Consider the following 19,388-nt stretch of genomic DNA (forward strand, 5'->3'; position numbering starts at 1 on the left):
GCATGACGATCGAGATCCGAGCCATCGACCCGGCCGACGAGGCGACGTTCCGGGCGGGCTTCACCGCGTACCTGGAGGGAGCCGGCGCCGGCCGGATCGACCCTCCGCTGTGGACCGTTCAGGAGGCGCTGGTCTCGTACGGCCGGCCCACGTCGTCGCAGCGACGGACGTTCTTCGTCGCGTACGTCGACGGGTCGCCTGCGGGTGGTCTGGAGCTCGAGTTGCCGTTGAAGGAGAACCTCCAGCTCGCGATGTTCGCCCTCGCGGTCGCGCCGCGGTTTCGGCGGCAGGGCGTCGGCACTGCGCTCTACGACCACCTGGTGCGGCTCGCCTCCGAGGATGGGCGGACCAGCCTGCTGACCGAGCTGTTCCTGCCGCCCGAGGCTGACGAGAGCGTGGCTGTCGCGTTCGCCACCAAGCGCGGATTTACCTGCCGCAACAACGAGATCCGGCGGCAGCTGGCGATGCCGGTCGCCACGGATCACCTGGACAAGCTGGCGGCCAAGGCCGCCGAGCGGGCCGGCGACTACCGCCTGGTGCTGTGGACGGGTGCCTGCCCGGACGAGTACGCCTCGCAGTACGCCCAGCTGAAGGGCCTGCTGATGACAGAGGCGCCCATCGGCGCGCTCGACTACGAGGCCGAGCAGTGGGACGTCGAGCGGCTGCGCGAGGGCGAGGCGGAGCTGGTCGCGCAGGGCCGGACGGCTTACACAGCTGTGGCGCTGGCGGCTGACGGCAGCGTCGCGGCGCACACGCAGGCCGTCGTGCCGTCAGCCGAGCCTGGGCGCGCGTACCAATGGGACACGCTCGTCCTGCCGGAGCACCGCGGGCATCGGCTCGGGCTCGCGCTGAAGGTCGCCAACCTGCGCGCGCTGCAGGCCGAGCATCCGGAGATCGAGCGGATCACGACCTGGAACGCCGAGCAGAACGGCCCGATGGTCGCGGTCAACGTCGAGCTCGGCTTCGAGATCGTCGAGCGACTGCAGGAGTGGCAGGGGAACGTCTAGGGGGTGACCATGGACGTACGTACGGTGGATCCGAACAAGGCCACGGAGTTCAGGGCCTGGTTCGAGACCTTTCGTGCGGCGAGCACCGCCGGACGGGATCCGGCGGTGCCCTTCCCTGCTTTCGAGGAGGCGTCGCGGCTGCACGCGCAATCCGGAGAGGACGAACGCGTCGAGGCGGTCGGCGCGTTCGTCGACGGCGTTTGCGCCGGCGCGGCCGAGTTCCGCGCGTCCCTGCGCGAGAAACCAGACCCTGCGGGTTTTCTGCTCGCCGTGCTGCCGGAGTATCGAAGCGGTGGTGTCGGCACGGCGTTGCTGGAGCGGGTCCGGGCCGATGCCAGGGCAGGGGGATGGCCGGGCCTGATCACGACCGTCTACGTGCCCCCTTCCGGCGAGGCCGGCACACCTGGGCCACGGTTCGCGCGGCGGTACGGATTCACCTTGCGGCACACCGATATCCGCCGGATACTCGAGGTTCCGCTGCCGCCTGGGCGGCTGGCCGAGCTCGAGGCGTACGCGGCGATGCGTTCCGTCGGCTACCAGCTGGTGTCGTGGGTGGGTGCCTGCCCGGAGGAGTACGTCGAGCAGTTCGCTGAGCTGCAAGGGCTGATGGCCACCGAGGCTCCGCCCGGACCATTGCCCCGTAGGGTCGTCGGTTGGGACGCCGCCCGGCAGCGCGAGAACGAGCGGCGGCGAGCGGACCGTGGCCGGACGACGTACGTCACCGTTGCCGTGGCGCCGGATGGTGGGCTGGCCGGCTTCACCCACCTGTTCAGCACAGCGTCCCCGCAGGTGCAGCAGAGCGGAACCCTTGTCGTCAAAGGACATCGCGGTCATCGGCTGGGGCTGGCGATGAAGCTGGCGAACCAACGCGAGGTACTGGCCGCCGAGCCGCGGGTGCGGCAGATCGAGACGTTGAACGCCGAGCAGAACGCGCCGATGGTGGCGGTCAATGCCCAGTTGGGCTTCGTCGTGGTGGAACGCGTGGAGAGATGGCAGGGGGAGCTGACCGATGAGTGACTTCGACGTTCGGCAGGTGCATCCGGACCGGCCGGAGGAGTTCCGTGCGTGGTTCGACGCAGCGGACCTCGCGCTGTCCGCGGGCCGGACCGATCCGGAGGTCGTGACGTACGAGCAGATGGCGCAGGCGGTCGGAAACCCGAGCGCACACGAGCGATTCGAGGCGTACGCCGCGTTCCGGGATGGCGAGTGCGTGGGGGCGGCGTCGCTCGTCCTGCCGCAGCAGGACAACAAGCGGACGGCGTACGTCTTCGTCGGTGTGCCGCCGGACCACCGTCGGCGCGGCGCCGGAACGGCGTTGTTCGGGCACGTCGGTGAGCTGGCGACGGCCGTGGGGCGGGACCGATGGTTCGCCAGGGTGCGGGTGCCTGCCGGCGCCTCGGCCTCGGACGACCCGAGCGCGCGCTTCGCGGTGCGGCACGGATTCACGTTGCGGAACACCGAGATCCGCCGCCAGGCTCGGGTTCCGCTGGCGCCCGGGCGGCAGGAGGAGCTGGAGGCGTACGCCGCCGAGCGCGCCGACGGCTATCGCGTCGTGTCGTGGGTCGACACGTGCCCGGAGGAGTACGTCGGGCAGTACGCCAACCTGCGGGCACTGATGGCCACGGAGGTTCCGAGCGGTTCGCTGACCGTGGAGGAGGAGCACTGGGACGCCGAGCGGCAGCGCGAGCACGAGCGCCGGACCATGGCGCAGGGCCGCACGGTGTACGTCTCGGCCGCGATCGCACCGTCTGGTGAGTTGGCCGGGCACACTCGGCTCTACTTCCACCCGGCGGCGCCGGACCGGGCCGAACAGGGCGGAACCCTTGTCCTTTCGACGCATCGCGGGCACCGGCTCGGGTTGGCGATGAAGCTCGCCAACCTGCGTGCGCTGCTGGCTTCCCGGCCCGGCGTGAATCGGATCGACACCGAGAACGCCGAGCAGAACGCTCCGATGATCAAGGTCAACGTCCAACTGGGCTTCGAGATCATCGAGCGGGTGGAGGCCTACCAGCGCGACCTCTAGGGTGGGAGGACCTGCGGTTACAGGGGAGGGCCACGCCATGGTGATTCGCGTAGTTCCGGTCGATCTGGCCGACGAGGAGACGTTTCGCACCTGGTACGACGTCTACCGGGAGGCGCTGACGTTCGGCCGCCCGGAGCCGTTCCTCCCGGCCCGCGACGACCTGCGGCTGATGTTGACGCCGAGCTCGGCGTCCCGGACCGAGGTCTGGCTGGCGCTCTACGACGACCAGCCGGCAGGGGGCGGCGGGATCCAGCTGCCGTTGCTCGACAACCCGCAGATGGCCTTCTTCGCGATCGGCGTCGCTCCCGGGTGGCGCCGGCGGGGCATCGGGGCCGCCTTGTACGACCACACGCTCGAGCGGGCGCGGGCCGAAGGGCGTACCAGCCTGGTGTGCCAGCTGGAGGTCGCGCCGGAGGATCTCGAGACGGCACCGGGCGTGTCGTTCCTGCGCAAGCGTGGATTGACGGCCCGCAACACGTTGATCCGGCGCCGGCTGCGGCTGCCGGTGCCGCGGGATCGGCTCGACCTGCTGGAGGCCAGGGCCGCCGAACGGCTGGCGGGGTACCAGCTGCTGACCTGGGTCGGCGCGTGCCCGCAGGAGTACGTCGAGGAGTACGCGAAGCTCAAGGGCCTGCTGTCCGTCGAGCAGCCGCAGGGCGACCTCGAGATGGAAGAGGAGAAGTGGGACGCCGCCCGGCTGCGGGAGACCGAGGAGAGGTCGGCCGCCAGCGGCGAGTCGCGCTTCGTCACGGTCGCGGTGGCGCCCGACGGCTCGCTTGCCGGGCACACGGTGATCGGCGTGCAGGACTCGCAGAATCCGGCGTTGCAGTACGACACGCTGGTGCTGCGTGCGCATCGCGGCCACCGGCTGGGGCTGGCGCTGAAGGTGGCGAACCTGCGCACGCTGCAAGCCGCCCACGGCGACCTGCGGTCGGTGCTCACATCCAACGCCGAGCAGAACGCCGCGATGGTGAAGATCAACGTCGATGTGGGCTTCGAGATCATCGAGATCGAGCAACTGTGGCAGGGCAACCTCCCCTAGGCGGCTTACGGCGCCGCCAACCTGGCCAACACCCCATCCGCAAGCTCGACGGCCGAGCCACCGGCCGTCGCCGGGTCGGAGTCGCGCTTCTGGTAGACGATCGAAACCGTGTCGACCGACTGCGCGGCAATCACCTGAGCCGTCGTCTCGGAGCCAGCCCGCCATGCGTAGCCGCAGCTTCGGTCCGACGGCTTGGCGGAGCGGGCCAGCGGATCGGGATCGGTGGCGTTGGCCACTTCGCCCGTGGAGATCTCGATCTCGACAACCCTGCCGGCCGGATCAGCGGTCGCACGCACACATCCGCTCGAGTCCTCGGCAGGCACCCCGGCTACATCTATGCCCCACATCCCCGTGATCGTCCAGACGGTCGATGGCTGGCTCTGGCCGATTCCAGGCAAAACAGTAGACCTGACATCGATTACACAGCAAGCGTCCCCGTGGACGCTGCGTGGTCAGACCTTGCGCAGCCGCACCCGGCTCACCGCGTGGTCGAGGGCCTTGTGCAGGACGAGGGTGGCGCGCCCTCGCGTCGGGAGGATGTTTTCGCGGAGGTTGATGCCGTTGATGGTGTCCCAGATCTCCTCCGCGCGTTTGACCGCGTCGTCGTGGCTGAGGTCGGCGTAGCGGCGGAAGTACGAGGCAGGGTTACGGAACGCCGTCTCCCGCAGCGCCAGGAACCGCGTGACGTACCACTGCCGTACGGTCGGTTCCGGCGCGTCCAGGTAGATCGAGAAGTCGAAGAAGTCCGACACCGCCAGGCCTCGCCGCCCGTCCGTACGGATCCGGGCCGGTTGGAGGACGTTCAGGCCTTCCACCAGCAGGATGTCCGGCGAGTGCACCTCGAGCCGCTCGTCGGGAACGATGTCGTAGTGGAGGTGGGAGTAGACCGGGGCGCTCACCACCGGCACGCCTGACTTCACCGCGACCACGAACCGCAGCAGCGCGCGCTGGTCGTACGACTCCGGAAAGCCCTTGCGCTGCATGATTCCGCGCCGCTCGAGCTCGGCGTTCGGCAGCAGGAAGCCGTCGGTCGTGACGAGCTCGACGCGCGGGTGGTCGGGCCAGCGGGCCAGCAGCTCGCGCAGCAGCCGCGCGACCGTGCTCTTGCCCACCGCGACCGAGCCCGCGATGCCGATCACGAACGGCGTACGCGGCGACAGGTCCTCCCGCCCGGCACCTCCACCGTCCAGCCCCGACAGGAACGTCTGCGTCGCGCGATGCAGCCCTCGGCTGGCGCGTACGTAGAGGTTCAGCAGCCGCGTGAGCGGCAGGTAGACCTCGCGCACCTCGTCCAGGTCGATGAAGTCGCCGAGTCCTCGCAGCGTCTCGACCTCACCGGCGGTGAGCGGCTGCGGCGTCTGGGCGGCCAACCGCGCCCAGACCGGGCGGTCGAGTTCGACGTACGGCGTCGACTGGGACGTCACGGGCGTGCCCGGGTGGCCTTGCCGGCTGTTCGACATACGGTCAATTCTCCTTCTCCGCCCCTGCTGACCAGCGCACCGCCTCCGACCAGCTACGGTCATGGCGGACCCAGGGCCGGCCAGGCCGCGCTTGGGACCAGCAAGTTGCCCACTGTTCACCAAGTGTGGTTAGGGTGAGCCGCATGTGTGGAATCGTCGGTTACGTAGGCGCCCGTCGTAAGACAGGCGCCGTCGACATCGTTGTCGAGGGCCTCCGCCGGCTGGAGTATCGGGGTTACGACTCCGCCGGGATCGCCGTACCAGAGGGTGACGGCGTAGCGATCCAGAAGCGGGCGGGCAAGCTCGGCAACCTCGAGAAGGCGCTGTCAGAGCACGCGCTGCCCGGCGGCCACGCCGCGATGGGCCACACGCGCTGGGCGACCCACGGCGTGCCCAACGACGACAACGCCCACCCCCACGCCGACTGCGAGCAGCGTCTCGCCGTCATCCACAACGGCATCATCGAGAACTTCGCCGCGCTGCGCGCCGAGCTCGAAGCCGCCGGCCACGTGCTGCGCTCCCAGACCGACACCGAGGTCGTCGCGCACCTGCTCGAGGACACCTATGCCGGCGCCGGCCGCGACCTGGCCGAGGCGATGCGCCGGGTCTGCCAGCGGCTCGAGGGCGCGTTCACGCTGGTCGCGATCCATGCCGAGCAGCCCGATCTGATCGTCGGCGCGCGGCGCAGCTCGCCGCTGGTCGTGGGCCGCGGCGAGGGGCAGAACTTCCTGGCGTCCGACGTCGCCGCGTTCATCGCACACACCCGCGAGGCCGTCGAGCTGGGCGAGGACCAGGTGGTCGCCATCACGCCCGACGGCGTGACGGTCACCGACTACGCCGGCGCGCCCGCGCCTACCCGCGAATACCACGTCGACTGGGACATCTCCGCCGCCGAGAAGGGCGGCCACGACTACTTCATGCTGAAGGAGATCGCCGAGCAGCCGCACGCGGTCGCCGACACGCTCCTCGGCCGGCTCACCGCCGAGGGCGAGCTGTCGCTGGACGAGATGCGGCTGTCCGTCGCCGAGCTGCGGATGATCGACAAGATCGTCATCGTGGCCTGCGGCACCGCGTTCTACGCCGGCATGACCGCGAAGTACGCCATCGAGCACTGGACGCGGATCCCGTGCGAGGTCGAGCTGTCGTCGGAGTTCCGCTACCGCGACCCGATCCTGTCGCCGTCGACGCTGGTCGTCGCGATCAGCCAGTCCGGCGAGACGATGGACACGTTGATGGCCGTACGCCACGCGCGCGAGCAGCGCGCCCGGGTGCTGGCGATCTGCAACACCAACGGCTCCACGATCCCACGCGAGTCCGACGCCGCTCTGTACACCCACGCCGGGCCCGAGGTCGGGGTCGCGGCGACCAAGACGTTCCTCACACAGGTCGTGGCGTGCTACCTCATCGCGCTCTACCTCGCGCAGGTACGCGGCGACCTCTCCAAGTCCGGCGACGCGCTGCGGGCCGAGGTCGACCAGCTGGCGCGGATGCCGGAGGCGGTCGAGCAGGCCCTGGAGACGATGCCGGCGATCCGGTCGCTGGCGCAGGAGCTCGCCGGCTGCAAGTCGGTGTTGTTCATCGGACGCCACGTGGGCTACCCCGTGGCGCTCGAGGGTGCGCTGAAGCTCAAGGAGCTGGCCTACATGCATGCCGAGGCGTTCGCGGCCGGTGAGCTGAAGCACGGCCCGATCGCGCTGATCGAGGACCAGCTGCCGGTGGTCGTCGTGGTGCCGAGCCGCTCGGAGCCGCTGCTGCACGACAAGATCGTCAGCAACATCCAGGAGATCCGCGCCCGCGGCGCCCGTACGATCGTGCTGGCCGAGGAGGGCGACGATGCCGTAGAGCAGTGGAGCGACACCCTGATCCGGCTGCCGGTCGTGCCCCCGCTGATGCAGCCGCTGGTGGCCACCGTTCCGCTGCAGATCTTCGCCTGCGAGCTGGCGATGGCCCGCGGCAACGACGTCGACCAGCCGAGGAACCTCGCGAAGTCCGTCACCGTTGAATGATCAGATCCAGCCTGTTGCCGCCCCGGGAGCGATCCTGGGGCGGCACTCGTTTCCGTCAATTCTTGCTTGTATGTAACTCGTTTTGGCCAATGGTGTATGGTGTAACCACGCGGACGAATTCTCCGTCAGGGAGCCCGTGGACGAAAAGCGCCCTTTTGGGTTACGTGAATTCGCCGGGCCTTCCGAACCTTTTTCGGCCTCCCGTTCGTCCCGTCCACTCGGACCGTTAGGGACCCGGTTACAGACCTATTGACCGCTGCGCCACAGCAGCAATCAACGGTTGACTCATCCTCGCAAGCCCGAACCGCTTCGGGTGCTCCACGAACACACACGACACCTGCGAGGACGAACCCATCATGATCAACCTCTACAGCAAGGTCTACGCCCGGCTGCTCACCCTCTCCCGTGAGAAGGGCGCGACCGCCGTCGAGTACGGCATCATGGTCGGCCTGATCGCGGTCGCGATCATCATCACGGTTGGCGTGCTCGGCGGCCAGCTGGACGCGCTCTTCCAGACCGTCAGCGACGCGCTGCCGGCCGCTCCCTGAGACGCGGTGGCCGGCGTGGTCAGCCCCAGGGGGGGATGATCACGCCGGCCCCATCATGTCGGACCTGAAATCGGGAGCCTTGATGACGCTACGAGCCCGCCTTGGGCGTTCTGAGCGCGGTGCCGCGATGGTCGAGTTCGCCATCGTCCTGCTGCCGTTGCTCATCCTCCTGTTCGGCTTCATCGACTTCGCGCTCGCCTTCAACGCACAGCAGGCGGTTACCGCCTCGGCCCGCGAGGGCGTCCGTGCCCTGGCTCTCGGCCAGTCCGCGGGCGACGTGGAATCGCGCGCCAAGCTGGCCGGCGAACCACTGCCTGCGGGCCTGCTGGCCGTGTCGATCACCCAGGCCTGCAGCCCGGGCGGCGCCGGCCAGGTCCAGGTCACCTATCCCTACACGTTCCTCACGCCGTTGCCGGCGCTCATCGGCTTCGGCGAGACGAAGACTCTCACCGGCAAGGGAGACATGCGATGCGGCGGCTGACCCGCACCAACGAGAGGGGCGCCGTGGCGACCGTCACGGCGGTCTTCCTGGCGTTCGTCGTGCTCTCTGCCGGCCTGATCACGATCGACGTGGGCCAGCTGTACGTCGAACGCCGCCAGCTGCAGAACGGCGCCGACGCTGCCGCGCTCGCCGTCGCCCAGTCCTGTGCGGTCACCTCGACCTGCGATCCGTCGTACGCCGAGCCGTACGCCAACGGCAACGCCAACGACGAGTTGGCAGCCGTCACCGAGGTCTGCGGCGACGCTCCGGGCCTGCCCGGCTGCGGAGCGGCCAGCGGCACAGAGCTCACCAACTGCCTGGAGCCGTCCGGCGGCCTCACCGGTCCGTACGTCCAGGTGCGCACCGCGACGCTGAACGGCAGCGGCTCGGTGATCAGTTCGTTCTTCGGGGGAAACGACACCACCGTCGGCGCTTGCGCCCGGGCCGGGTGGGGGAGTGTGCAGACTGCCACATCGCTGGCGCTGACCATCTCGCTCTGCGAGTGGAACCAGGCGACGAGCGACGGCACGACGTACGCGCCTCCGCCGCCGTACACCTCGCCGTACTCCTCGCAGCTGCTGGCTGCCGAGCGCGTCCTGGCATTCCACTCCGGAGCAGCGCACAACACCTCCGACTGCGGGGGAGGCGCGTCCGGCTGGGACCTGCCCGGTGGGTTCGGCTGGCTGAGCGATACCGACAAGGACTGCAGCGCCACGGTGAGCGCCGGTGGGACCTACGACGCTGATCCGGGAACCTCGTCCTCCGACGCCTGCCAGGCACAGCTGCTCAACGCCTGGACCCAGCACGCGATCGTCTACGTGCCCGTCTACAACGGCCAGACCGGCAACGGCAGCAACGGCACGTACAGCTTGCAGGGCTGGGCCGCGTTCGTCGTCACGGGATACAAGTTCCCCAGCGTTTCGAAGAAGTCCTGGCTCACCAACAAGACCTGCAGCGCCGGCGGATCGGTCAACTGCCTGTCCGGCTTCTTCACCTCCACACTCATGCCCAACCCGATCAGCCTCGGCGGCCCGTCCATGGGTGTCTCCGCCGTAGCCCTGTCCGGCTGACACCCCGGAAAGCCCAGAAACAAGAGGGATCAGAACGATGTTGCGACGCATCCTGTTCACCGCGATCGCGGTCATACTGGCTGCTGCCGGCACCGCCGGTGTCGGCCTCTACGCCAAGAGTGCCGACGCTCGAGCCCTGCGCGGCCAGGAGGTCGTCGAGGCGTACGTCGCCGCGAAGACCGTCCCCGTCGGCACCAGCGCGGAAGCCGCACGTGCCGGCGGCCTGATCAAGACCGAGCAACTGGCCCGGCGCACCGTACCGGTCGGAGCGCTCACCACGATCGGAAGCGACGTGGAGAAGCTGGTGGCCTCGGTGCAGATCCCCGCTGGATCGCTGGTCATGAAGTCCGTCTTCGCCGCCCCCGAGGCGGTGAACAGGACCGGACTGGTGATCCCGAAGGGCAAGATCGCTGTCAGCGTGAAGCTCGAGGACCCCGCCCGGGTGGCAGGTCTGGTACAGCCCGGTGCCGAGGTCGCGGTGTTCGACACGTTCACCATCTGGGAGGGCAAGGACCGCAAGGGCAACAACCCCACCGGCGAGAACCTCGGCTCCGACAAGGCGGACGTCCACACCACCAGGGTCGTCGTTGCCAAGGCCACTGTGCTCGCGATCGGCCAGACCACGGCGCAGGCGACACAGGGCGACACCAAGGACAAGGACAGCAAGCAGAGCGGTGGCCTCACGAAGTCCGCGGCTGGTGCGGCGCAGACGAGCATGCTCGTCACACTCGCACTGACCCAGGCGGAGGCCGAGCGCCTCATCACCGTCGCGCAGAGCGGCAAGCCGTGGCTCGCGCTGCTCGGCGACGGCTCGAAGGTAACCAACGGTCCGGGCGTCCGTACGCGCGACCTGTTCACGTACGGAGGCGCACAATGACCATCCTGCTCGAACCCCACCGCGCCACCGCGGAAAGCCTGGCCTTCACCATCGGAGACGACGATGTGGCCATCGCGGGCTCCCTGCCGGCGCTCACCAGGATCATGACCGACCGGCCGGACGACCAACTCGTCGTGATCGGACCAAGCGTCGAGGTGGAGACCGCCCTGGAGTTCGCCGAAGAGGAGCGGGTGCTGCGCCCGGTCCTCGGCGTGATCCTGATCAGGCACCGGGTGGTGGCCGACCTGCTGGTCCGGGCGTTGCGCGCGGGTGTGCGGGAGGTCGTCCAGGCCGATGACGCGCCCGGACTGGCCGCGGCCTGCGCCCGTTCGCACGAGGTCTCCCACCAGCTGTCGCGAGCGGCGAGTACGGACAGCGCGGGCCAGGCGCGCCGCGGCCGGGTCGTGACGGTGTTCTCGGGCAAGGGCGGCTCGGGCAAGACGACAGTCGCCACCAACCTCGCGGCACAGCTCGCCGACGGCGGCCGCCGCAAGGTCTGCCTGGTGGACCTCGACCTGCAGTTCGGCGATCTCGCGATCGCCCTGCAGCTGCAGCCTGTTCGTACCATCGTCGAAGCCCAGCAACTGGGCGAGCAGCTCGACGACGCGGCCCTGCGTGGGCTCGTGGTGAACCACAGTCCCGGCCTGGACGCGTTGCTGGCACCGACCGAGCCGAGCCAGGCCGACCACATCTCACCGGCGCTCGTCGGCGACGTCCTGCGCGCGTTCACCTCGATGTACGAGTTCGTCGTCGTGGATACGCCGCCGTCGTTCACCGACCAGGTGCTCGCGGCGATCGACCGTACCGACCTGCTGCTGCTCGTGACGACGCCTGACATCCCGGCGGTGAAGAACCTGCGGCTCGCGATCGACATGATCCGGCTGCTCGGCGTTCCGGACCACGTACGCAAGGTCGTGCTCAACCGGGCCGACTCCAACGTGGGTGTCACGGGCGACGACGTGGAGCAACTCGCCAAGACCACGATCGCCGCGCAGATCCCGTCCAGCCGGGCCGTGCCGGCGGCGATCAACCGGGGTGAGATCCTCTCGCTCGTCACGCCGAAACATCCGGTCAGCAAGGCGTTCCGGCACTTCGTCGAGGCGCAGTTCGGGCCGTCCCGCGGGCACCAGGAAGACGGTGGGCGCCTCGCGGGTGTGCTGCGCCGGCGGAAGGCGGTGGCGGCATGAGTCACCGGAATCGACACGCTCGCGGGCCGCTCGACGCGACGACGGCACCCGTGCCGGTGAGCCCTGCCCTGCGACGGTTCGCCGAGGACTACTTCGCGGCTGACGAAACCGAGCAGGGCAAGGGCCGGCGGCGTTCCGGCCGGAACGTGCGGAAGCAGGTGAAGCACACATGAGCCTCGCCGATCGCCTGAACGGCAATCACCGGGAGTCGGCTGCGACGGTGGAGCCGGCGGCCACCGGGCTCACCCCGAGGGTCGAGCAGCGCCGCCCGCCACGTGCCGGCATCAACCGGTTCGCCGAGCTCAAGGCACGCGTACACGACGCTTTGCTGGAGACGCTCGGCCCGAAGCTGTACGACGGGGAGACCGACCAGACCGAGCTCGAGCGGGCAGTGCGAAGCACGTTGCACGACGTGCTGAACCAGCAGGACAGCCAGCTCAGCCCGCACGAGCGGTCGGGCATCGCCCGCGAGATCGCCGACGAGATCCTGGGCTACGGCCCGCTCGAGCCGTACCTGCGCGACACCGACATCACCGAAGTGATGGTCAACGGTCCAGAACAGATCTACGTCGAGCGGCGCGGCAGGCTCTACCAGGTCGACGCTTCGTTCGGCGACGAGCGACACCTGCGCCGTACGATCGACAAGATCGTGGCCAGGGTGGGCCGGCGGGTCGACGAGTCGAGCCCGATGGTCGACGCTCGCCTGCCCGACGGGAGCCGGGTGAACGCCGTCATCCCGCCGGTGGCACTGGACGGTTCGATGCTGACGATCCGCAAGTTCGCCGCGGATCCCTTCACAGCCACGGATCTGATCGGATTCGGCACGATGACCGGCCCCGTGTTCGAGCTGCTCGACGCCTGCGTGCGCGGCCGGCTGAACATCGTCGTGAGTGGCGGCACGGGCTCTGGCAAGACGACGTTGCTGAACGTGCTGTCGTCCTCGGTCCCGGGTGACGAGCGGATCGTGACGATCGAGGACGCGGCGGAGCTGCAGTTCCACCAGGAACACGTGCTCCGCCTGGAGTCCCGGCCGGCCAATATCGAGGGGCGTGGCGAGATCGCGATCCGCGACCTGGTGCGCAACTCCCTGCGGATGCGGCCGGACCGGATCATCGTCGGTGAGGTACGCGACGGTGCGGCGCTCGACATGCTGCAGGCGATGAACACCGGCCATGACGGCAGCCTGACCACCGTCCACGCCAACGGTCCACGCGACGCGCTCGCCCGGCTGGAAACGATGACGCTGATGGCGGGATTCGACCTGCCGGTGCGGGCGATCAGGGAGCAGGTCGCCAGCGCGCTGGACCTCGTCGTTCACACGCAACGGCTGAGAGACGGCACTCGCCGGATCACCCACGTCACCGAGGTGGTCGGCATGGAAGGGGACATCATCACGCTGCAGGACCTCTTCAAGTTCGACTTCGCCGCCGGCGTCGACGAGAACCGGATGTTCCGGGGCCGGCTCAAGTCGACCGGTATCCGGCCGCACTTCGTCGACGAGCTGTTCGCACACGACGTGGCACTGCCGCCGAACCTGTTCGCCTTCGAGACCTGAGCGGTATAAGGAGATTCTCATGCGACGCGAGAAGGTCGCGATCGGTCTGGCCTGCCTGCTGATGTCGGTGTGGACGCTGTTCGCCTCGCCGGCGCGGGCGGACACCACGACCGGCGGTGGCGACGCGAACGCCGCCAGGAGTGTCGTGCTCGTCATCGACACGAGCGGGTCGATGAAGGGCGCGAAACTGGAGGGTGCCCGTACCGCCGTTTCCGCCTACGCTTCGGCGCTGCCGAGCGACGTGCGGGTCGGTGTCGTGGCGTTCGCCTCGAAGGCCACGGTCGAGCTGCGCCCGACTCGCGACCGGCAAGCCGTCGACACCGCGTTGGCGAGCCTGCGTCCGCGTGGCGGCACCAGCCTCTATGACGCGGTGCTCGCTGCCGTTCGTGTGGCCGATCGAGCGGGGGCCAGCAGGATCGTCGTCATCACCGACGGGAACGACTCGACGAGCAAGGCTACCTTGACGGTGACCGCGAACACTCTCGCCCGATCAGGAATCCGGCTCGACGCGGTCGACATGCGGCCCGCCAAGGTACCCGGTGCCGGCTTGCGCCGGCTGGCGGGCGCGGGGCACGGCAAAGCCGTCATGGCGAGGAACGCGGCCGAGCTGGCGAAGGCGCTGGCCGCGCTGCCGAAGGTCGTCAAGCCGACTCCCAAGCCTGTGCAGCCGGACAACGGCGAAGGCCTGGCGGTGTCCGGCGCGTTGCGGACGGTCCTGATCATGTTCTTCGTCGGCGTTCTCGCCTTGCTGGCTTGGGCGTTCTGGCTGGCCAGTAGCCTGCGCCGGAAGGATCGGCGGGTCCGCCGGATCGTCGAGTCGTACGGCACGAGCTCGGGCGGGGGAGCCGGGGAGAACGCGTCGCTGTACGACCGGAGCCCGGTGATGGGGGCGGCGCTTTCGATGGCGTCCCGGATGGCGGCGTCCAAGGGCATCGGCGGACGGCTCGCGGTGCTGCTGTCGCGCGGCGGCCTCGGGCTGCAGCCGGCGGAGTGGCTTCTCGTACAGGCCGGGCTGGTCATCGCGCTGGTCGTCGTGTTCGCGATGCTGACCGGCCACGTGCTCATCGGCGTGCTGCTCGGGTTGGTGGCCGGTGTGCTCGCCGGGCATGGTTGGCTGACGCAGAAAGCGAAGCGGAGGGCCCGCGCGTTCGACGAGCGGCTGCCCGACGCGTTGCAGTTGCTGGCCAGCGGACTCGCCAGCGGGTTCGCGTTCGCCCAGGCGGTGGACTCGGTGGCACAGCGCGGGCCGGAGCCGGTCGCGGCGGAGTTCAACCGGGCGCTGGCCGAGGCGCGGCTCGGCGCCGATCTCGAGGACGCCCTGGAACGAACGGCGGTTCGGATGGACAGCCGCGACCTGCAGCTCACGGTGATGAGTATCCGGATCCAGCGCGAGGTCGGCGGCAACCTCGCCGAGACCTTGCGTACAACGGTCGCGACCATGCGGGAACGGGCCTACCTGCGCCGCCAGGTCCGTACGCTCGGCGCCGAAGGCAGGCTGTCGGCCTACATCCTGACCGCGCTGCCGGTCGGCATCGCGGCGTTCCTGTTCGTCGTGCGCGGAGCGTACGTGCGCACGTTGTACACCGACATGATCGGTCTCGTCCTCGTCGCGGGTGCTGTGGTCTCGATGACCATCGGCGTCATCATCATGCGCAAGATCATTCGGGTGGAGGCCTGACATGGGCAGCAGTGTGATCCTCTACTTCGTCATGGGGACGTTCTTTCTCGGCCTGTTGCTGGCGATCCTCGCGCTGGCGCTGCCGGCCTCGGCCAAGCGCCTGGCGGTCGAGCGGTCGCTTGCCCTGGCCGAACGGATGGGCTCGCCCGACCACGACCCACGGGTCCTGCCGACGTCGTTCTTCGAGCGCGTGCTCGTCCCCCTGTTCCAGAAGCTGGCGGGGCTCGGACGTCTGCTCACACCGGTGGGGTACGCCGACCGGATCCGTACGATGCTCGACCGCGCGGGAAACCCCGGGCGCTGGACGCTGGAGCGACTGTTCGGGGTCAAGGCCCTTGCCCTGTTGGGGCTTGGCTTCCTCGGGCTGCGGTACGGCGCCCGGTTCGGACCGATCGGCGCGATCCTCGTACCGGTGGCGGCGGCAGCGGCGGGCTTCTACCTGCCGGATCTCCTGCTGTACAACGCCGCGCTGAAACGCCAGGCCGCGATCCGCAAGTCCCTCGCGGAGGCGATCGACATGCTGACCGTCTGCGTGGAGTCGGGTCTCGGCTTCGACGGCGCGCTGGGCCAGGTCGCGCGTAACACCGACGGGCCGCTCGGCCGTGAGTTCGCCAGGGTGCTGCGCGAGATGCAGCTCGGAACGTCCCGTCTCGAGGCGCTGCGTGCACTCGGCGACCGCAACGCGGTGCCCGACCTGGCCGCCTTCGTCTCGGCGATCGTGCAGGCCGACAGCCTCGGCATTCCGATCGCGAACATCCTTCGTGAGCAGGCCAAGGAGATGCGGCTGAAGCGGCGGCAACGTGCGGAGGAGCAGGCGCAGCAGGTGCCGATCAAGATCCTGTTCCCGGTGCTGCTGTTCATCTTCCCAGCGCTCTTCGTGGTCGTCGTCGGCCCAGCCGCGATCCGGATCTACCACATGTTCGCAGGTTAGGGCCTGCATCCACGAGCGCGCCGACGCCGATGAGCGTGCCCACGCCGTAGGTGACGGCCCGTCGCCGACGGTCTGCCGCCGAGGTTCGCGAGTGCCGCGTGCGGCGAGGTGGCGTCGTAACGGTGCCTTGCTCGACGGCCCTCCGGTCAGACGCCGACGCCGATGAGCGTGCCCACGCCGTAGGTGATCGCCATCGCCAGTAGGCCGCCGCCGACCGTGCGCAGGATCGCGCGTCGTAGGTTCGCCTGCCCGAGCCGGGCGCTGATCGCGCCGGTGAGGAGGAGCGCGAGCGCCACCGCCACCACGCAGACCGCGATCCGGGCGGGCTGCGGTGGCAGGGCGATCGCGAGCAGCGGCAGCAACGCGCCGACCGTGAACGCGACGAACGAGGCGATCGCGGCGTTCCACGGGCTGGTCAGGCCGTCCGGACTGATGCCGAGCTCGGCTTCCGCGTGCGCACGAAGCGGATCCTTCGCCGTCAGCTGCTCGGCGACCTTGAGGGCGAGCTCGGGCTCGACGCCCTTCTGCTCGTAGATCTCGGCGAGCTCCTTGAGCTCGGCCTGGGGGAGGTTCTCCAGCTCCCATTTCTCCTTGGCCAGCAGGGCCCGCTCGGTGTCGCGCTGGGTGCTGACCGAGACGTACTCGCCGATCGCCATCGACAGCGCGCCCGCCATCAACCCGGCGATGCCGGCCGTGAGGATCACGCCGCGGTCGGACGTCGCACCCGCGACACCCATCACGATGCCGGCGGTGGAGACGATGCCGTCGTTGGCGCCGAGTACGCCGGCGCGCAGCCAGTTCAGCCGGCTGGCGAGTCCGTTGCCGGTGTGCTCCTCGCCTGGGTGCGGCTGCGCCGCCGTACTGTCAGCGTCTGCCATGCCGACACCGTAAACAAGCGCGAGTACGGACCTCGCGCTCAGGCTTGCCTCAGGCAGCAAAGCCTTGCCTCAGCGGGGCCTGCGGTGGGGGATGGATCGCCTGCCGATCCATCCCCCACCGCCGCGCGACTCGCCCCTGTGCCGCGACTCGGCGATGCTGGTCTTGTACGCGGCTATCCGCTGAACTGCGCCGTGATCCGGGTGAAGTCCCAGTCCGCCTGCGCGATCCCGCTGCAGTCGGAGCGGACGCCGCCGCCCGCGCAGCCGCGGTCCCGGTTGAGCGCCCAGAACGCCAGCCGCGCCAGGTGCCGGGCCTGCGCCCAGTCCTTGATCTGCTGCCACGTCTGTACGGAGGTCAGCTCCTGCTGGTCGGACAGGCCGTTCATGCCGGAGATGCCCATGTGCCGGTAGGCCGTGTCGTCGCTCCACCCGTAGGCGCTCTTCAGCGCGTTCTTCAGGCCCTCGGAGGCGTTGACCGTGCTCTGGTACATGTTCGCGCCGCCGCCGAAGTCGAACGGCATGATCGTGAACACGTCGATGTTCGCCTGCAGCGCCGCGGACTGGTTGATCAGCCGCGTGCCCCAGAAGGACGGCCCGGTCGTCGACGTACCGAACGTGACGATCGTCTTGATGCCTGGGTTGTTCTGCTTGACGATCTTCAGCGCGTTGAGGATCCGGTCCTGCACGACCTCGTTCTCGAACTCGTCGGTGTTCTCGATGTCGATGTCGATCGCGTTCAGGTTGTAGGCGCTGATCACCTGCTGGTACGCACCGGCCAGTGCCTGCGGCGACGAGCAGTTCGGGCCGAGCTTGTTGCCACTCCAGCCGCCGAACGACGGGATCACGTCGCCGCCGGCCGCGCGGATCTGGCTGATCGCCTGCGCGTCGACGCCACCGGTCAGCGGCCGGGCGCCGTCCCAGGCCGGCGTGCATCCGCCGCCGGAGAGTACGAACGCCATCGTGAACGTCTTGACGCCTGTCGCCGACATCACAGACGGTGCGTTCGGGGGGTTGCCCCAGCCGAGGTAGATGTATGGCGCGCCGGCGCTGACCGCGGGCTGGACGCAGCCTTTGGTGGTGGCCGAGACGGGGGAGGTCGCGGCGGACTCACCGGCGGAGTTGTAGGCCTTGACGGTGTAGGTGTGGCTGGAGCAGGTCGCGAGGTTGCTGATCGTCGCGCTGGTGGCCGAGCCGGTGGCGCGTACGGTCGAGCCTTCGTAGACGCGGTATCCGGTGACGGTGCCGCTGGACGCCGACCACGACAGCGAGATCGAGTTGTTGGCCGTGGCGGTGACCGTCGGGCTGCCGGGGGCGCTGGGGGCGCCTGGCGTACCGCCGCCGCCTGTACACGCCGCTCCGTTGACCGTGCAGTTCGTCGGATCGCCGCCGCCGGAGGCAACGAACCCGAACGCGGCGGTGGCGTTCGGGCCGAGGGTGCCGTTCCAGGTGCTGTTGACGACGTAGTGGGTGCCGGAGCGGGTGTAGCTGCCGTCCCAGAGCGAGGTGACGGCCGTACCGCTCGGCAGGTCGAAGGCAACCTGCCAGGAGTTGATCGTGCTGGAAGTGTTGTTGACGATCGTGTACCTGGCTTCGTAGCCGCTGGACCAGGATGACGTCTTGGTGAAACTGGCGGTGGCGGCAGCCGCTGGGCTGGCCTGGAACAACACCCCGGCGACGACGAGCAGGGCCGCGCTGCCGAGGGTGATCAGTCGTCTCATTCAGGCTCCTTGGCGCCAGTGCAGGGCCAGTGCGGACATACAACGCTGACTCCGCGGATTGCGGGTGGGGTCGCAGTACTGAAAGGAAACCTTCTTGTTTGTTGGTCGGGAATGTACTGCCCCGCTCGCTCGCCGTCAAGCGACTGTCACCCTTTGCCCATGGCGGGGGCTGTCGAGGGGTGTTGTCTGGGTTGTGGGGGCTCGAGAAACCGGTTTCTCCAGCCGGACCGCCAGCTCGCCACGCAACGGGATGTCGCCAGGCCAGCCGAGCCAGGGGCTCCAGCCGTGCCAAGCCCCCTGAAACCGGTTTCTCGCCATCGCTAGAACCCACATCCGAAACCGGTTTCTCGCGTCGGCCGGACACTCTGCCGAAACCGGTTTCTCGCGTCGGCGGGACTGTGCCGAAACCGGTTTCCTGCAACTTGGCAGCCGCCGAAGTGCCGTCGCGCGCCCACCGGAGACCGGTTGCGAAGCCCACGCCCGGGAACCAGTTTCTAGGGCCGTCCGCTTCGACCGGTTGAGAAACCGGTTTCTCGAGATCGCAACAGCCGCCTGTGCTCGTCGGCGGCTGGCGCTGGTCGTGCGGGAACCGGTTTCTCAAGTCGTGACACCCGCCGCACCCCGGCGCTGGTCGGCGGCCGGTGTCGGCTGGGCGGGAACCGGTTTCTCGACGCCGGATCTCTCGGGCCGGCCGCGGGAGCGCGGCGATGAGCTGTTGGTCGGTCAGGAACCGGTTTCTAGGGGCGTCCGCTTCGACCGGCTGAGGAACCGGTTTCTCGAGATCGCAACAGCCGCCCGTGATCGTCCGCAGCCGGCGTTGGCTGTGCGGGAACCGGTTTCTCGGGTGCCCGCCGCCGTCTCGTGCTCGTCGGCGATCGGCTCGGTCGAGCGGGGAACCGGTTTCTTGGGTTCGCGACAACCCCTTCG

Annotated in this window: 18 protein-coding genes; 14 read left to right on the forward strand and 4 right to left on the reverse strand. The window is 69.1% G+C overall.

Annotated features, from left to right (window positions below):
* Window positions 1–2: 2 nt before the first annotated feature.
* Genes ACYVF6_RS17525 through ACYVF6_RS17540 form a run of 4 tightly spaced genes read left to right on the forward strand, consistent with a single transcriptional unit; the run spans window position 3 to window position 4,072 of the window.
* Entirely contained in the window at window positions 3–1,007 is a 1,005-nt protein-coding gene (locus ACYVF6_RS17525) for a GNAT family N-acetyltransferase (RefSeq protein ID WP_460522471.1), read from the forward strand.
* A 9-nt stretch (window positions 1,008–1,016) separates the two neighbouring features.
* Entirely contained in the window at window positions 1,017–2,024 is a 1,008-nt protein-coding gene (locus tag ACYVF6_RS17530; RefSeq protein ID WP_460522473.1) for a GNAT family N-acetyltransferase, read from the forward strand.
* Entirely contained in the window at window positions 2,017–3,030 is a 1,014-nt protein-coding gene (locus ACYVF6_RS17535) for a GNAT family N-acetyltransferase (protein WP_460522475.1), read from the forward strand. Before ACYVF6_RS17530 ends, ACYVF6_RS17535 begins: the two co-directional genes overlap by 8 nt.
* 37 nt (window positions 3,031–3,067) lie before the next feature.
* Window positions 3,068–4,072 (forward strand): GNAT family N-acetyltransferase, encoded by a 1,005-nt coding sequence (locus tag ACYVF6_RS17540; protein ID WP_460522477.1) that lies wholly within the window; start codon window positions 3,068–3,070, stop codon window positions 4,070–4,072.
* A 5-nt stretch (window positions 4,073–4,077) separates the two neighbouring features.
* Here the strand turns inward: ACYVF6_RS17540 and ACYVF6_RS17545 are convergent, their stop codons facing one another.
* Complete coding sequence (locus tag ACYVF6_RS17545; RefSeq protein ID WP_460522479.1) at window positions 4,078–4,368, reverse strand: hypothetical protein; 291 nt, start codon at window positions 4,366–4,368, stop codon at window positions 4,078–4,080.
* Between the two features lie 156 nt (window positions 4,369–4,524).
* Complete coding sequence (coaA, locus tag ACYVF6_RS17550; protein ID WP_460522481.1) at window positions 4,525–5,532, reverse strand: type I pantothenate kinase; 1,008 nt, start codon at window positions 5,530–5,532, stop codon at window positions 4,525–4,527.
* A 143-nt stretch (window positions 5,533–5,675) separates the two neighbouring features.
* Between coaA and glmS the strand changes: the two genes are divergently transcribed.
* From glmS to ACYVF6_RS17600, 10 genes are all read left to right on the forward strand, one after another.
* On the forward strand, window positions 5,676–7,538 hold the full coding sequence (gene glmS, locus ACYVF6_RS17555; RefSeq protein ID WP_460522483.1) for a glutamine--fructose-6-phosphate aminotransferase: 1,863 nt from the start codon (window positions 5,676–5,678) through the stop codon (window positions 7,536–7,538).
* 356 nt (window positions 7,539–7,894) lie between these two features.
* The gene (locus tag ACYVF6_RS17560; protein WP_460522485.1) at window positions 7,895–8,086 is read left to right on the forward strand and encodes a Flp family type IVb pilin; all 192 of its coding nucleotides are present in this window, start codon (window positions 7,895–7,897) and stop codon (window positions 8,084–8,086) included.
* A gap of 82 nt (window positions 8,087–8,168) precedes the next feature.
* Window positions 8,169–8,567, forward strand: coding sequence for a TadE/TadG family type IV pilus assembly protein (locus ACYVF6_RS17565; RefSeq protein ID WP_460522487.1), 399 nt, complete (start codon window positions 8,169–8,171; stop codon window positions 8,565–8,567).
* On the forward strand, window positions 8,555–9,637 hold the full coding sequence (locus ACYVF6_RS17570) for a pilus assembly protein TadG-related protein (protein WP_460522489.1): 1,083 nt from the start codon (window positions 8,555–8,557) through the stop codon (window positions 9,635–9,637). The genes ACYVF6_RS17565 and ACYVF6_RS17570 overlap by 13 nt, the downstream gene beginning before the upstream one ends.
* A 37-nt stretch (window positions 9,638–9,674) precedes the next feature.
* Entirely contained in the window at window positions 9,675–10,514 is an 840-nt protein-coding gene (cpaB, locus tag ACYVF6_RS17575) for a Flp pilus assembly protein CpaB (protein ID WP_460522491.1), read from the forward strand.
* Window positions 10,511–11,701 carry an AAA family ATPase gene (locus ACYVF6_RS17580; protein ID WP_460522493.1) on the forward strand — a complete coding sequence of 397 codons (1,191 nt, stop codon included), beginning with the start codon at window positions 10,511–10,513 and terminating at the stop codon, window positions 11,699–11,701. The genes cpaB and ACYVF6_RS17580 overlap by 4 nt, the downstream gene beginning before the upstream one ends.
* Window positions 11,698–11,874, forward strand: coding sequence for a hypothetical protein (locus ACYVF6_RS17585; protein WP_460522495.1), 177 nt, complete (start codon window positions 11,698–11,700; stop codon window positions 11,872–11,874). Before ACYVF6_RS17580 ends, ACYVF6_RS17585 begins: the two co-directional genes overlap by 4 nt.
* Window positions 11,871–13,256, forward strand: a complete 1,386-nt coding sequence (locus tag ACYVF6_RS17590; RefSeq protein ID WP_460522497.1) for a CpaF family protein — start codon at window positions 11,871–11,873, stop codon at window positions 13,254–13,256. Before ACYVF6_RS17585 ends, ACYVF6_RS17590 begins: the two co-directional genes overlap by 4 nt.
* Before the next feature lie 19 nt (window positions 13,257–13,275).
* A complete protein-coding gene (locus ACYVF6_RS17595) occupies window positions 13,276–14,934 on the forward strand; it encodes a VWA domain-containing protein (RefSeq protein WP_460522499.1) in 1,659 nt (552 codons plus the stop codon).
* A gap of 1 nt (window position 14,935) precedes the next feature.
* Entirely contained in the window at window positions 14,936–15,865 is a 930-nt protein-coding gene (locus ACYVF6_RS17600; RefSeq protein ID WP_460522501.1) for a type II secretion system F family protein, read from the forward strand.
* Between the two features lie 146 nt (window positions 15,866–16,011).
* On the opposite strand, the gene ACYVF6_RS17605 is transcribed toward ACYVF6_RS17600, so the two are convergent.
* Window positions 16,012–16,743: a VIT1/CCC1 transporter family protein gene (locus tag ACYVF6_RS17605; RefSeq protein ID WP_460522503.1), complete on the reverse strand. Its 732-nt coding sequence runs from the start codon at window positions 16,741–16,743 to the stop codon at window positions 16,012–16,014.
* 173 nt (window positions 16,744–16,916) lie between these two features.
* Window positions 16,917–18,461 (reverse strand): cellulose binding domain-containing protein, encoded by a 1,545-nt coding sequence (locus tag ACYVF6_RS17610; protein ID WP_460522505.1) that lies wholly within the window; start codon window positions 18,459–18,461, stop codon window positions 16,917–16,919.
* Between the last annotated feature and the right edge of the window lie 927 nt (window positions 18,462–19,388).

It is taken from the genome of Flindersiella endophytica (genome assembly GCF_054779015.1).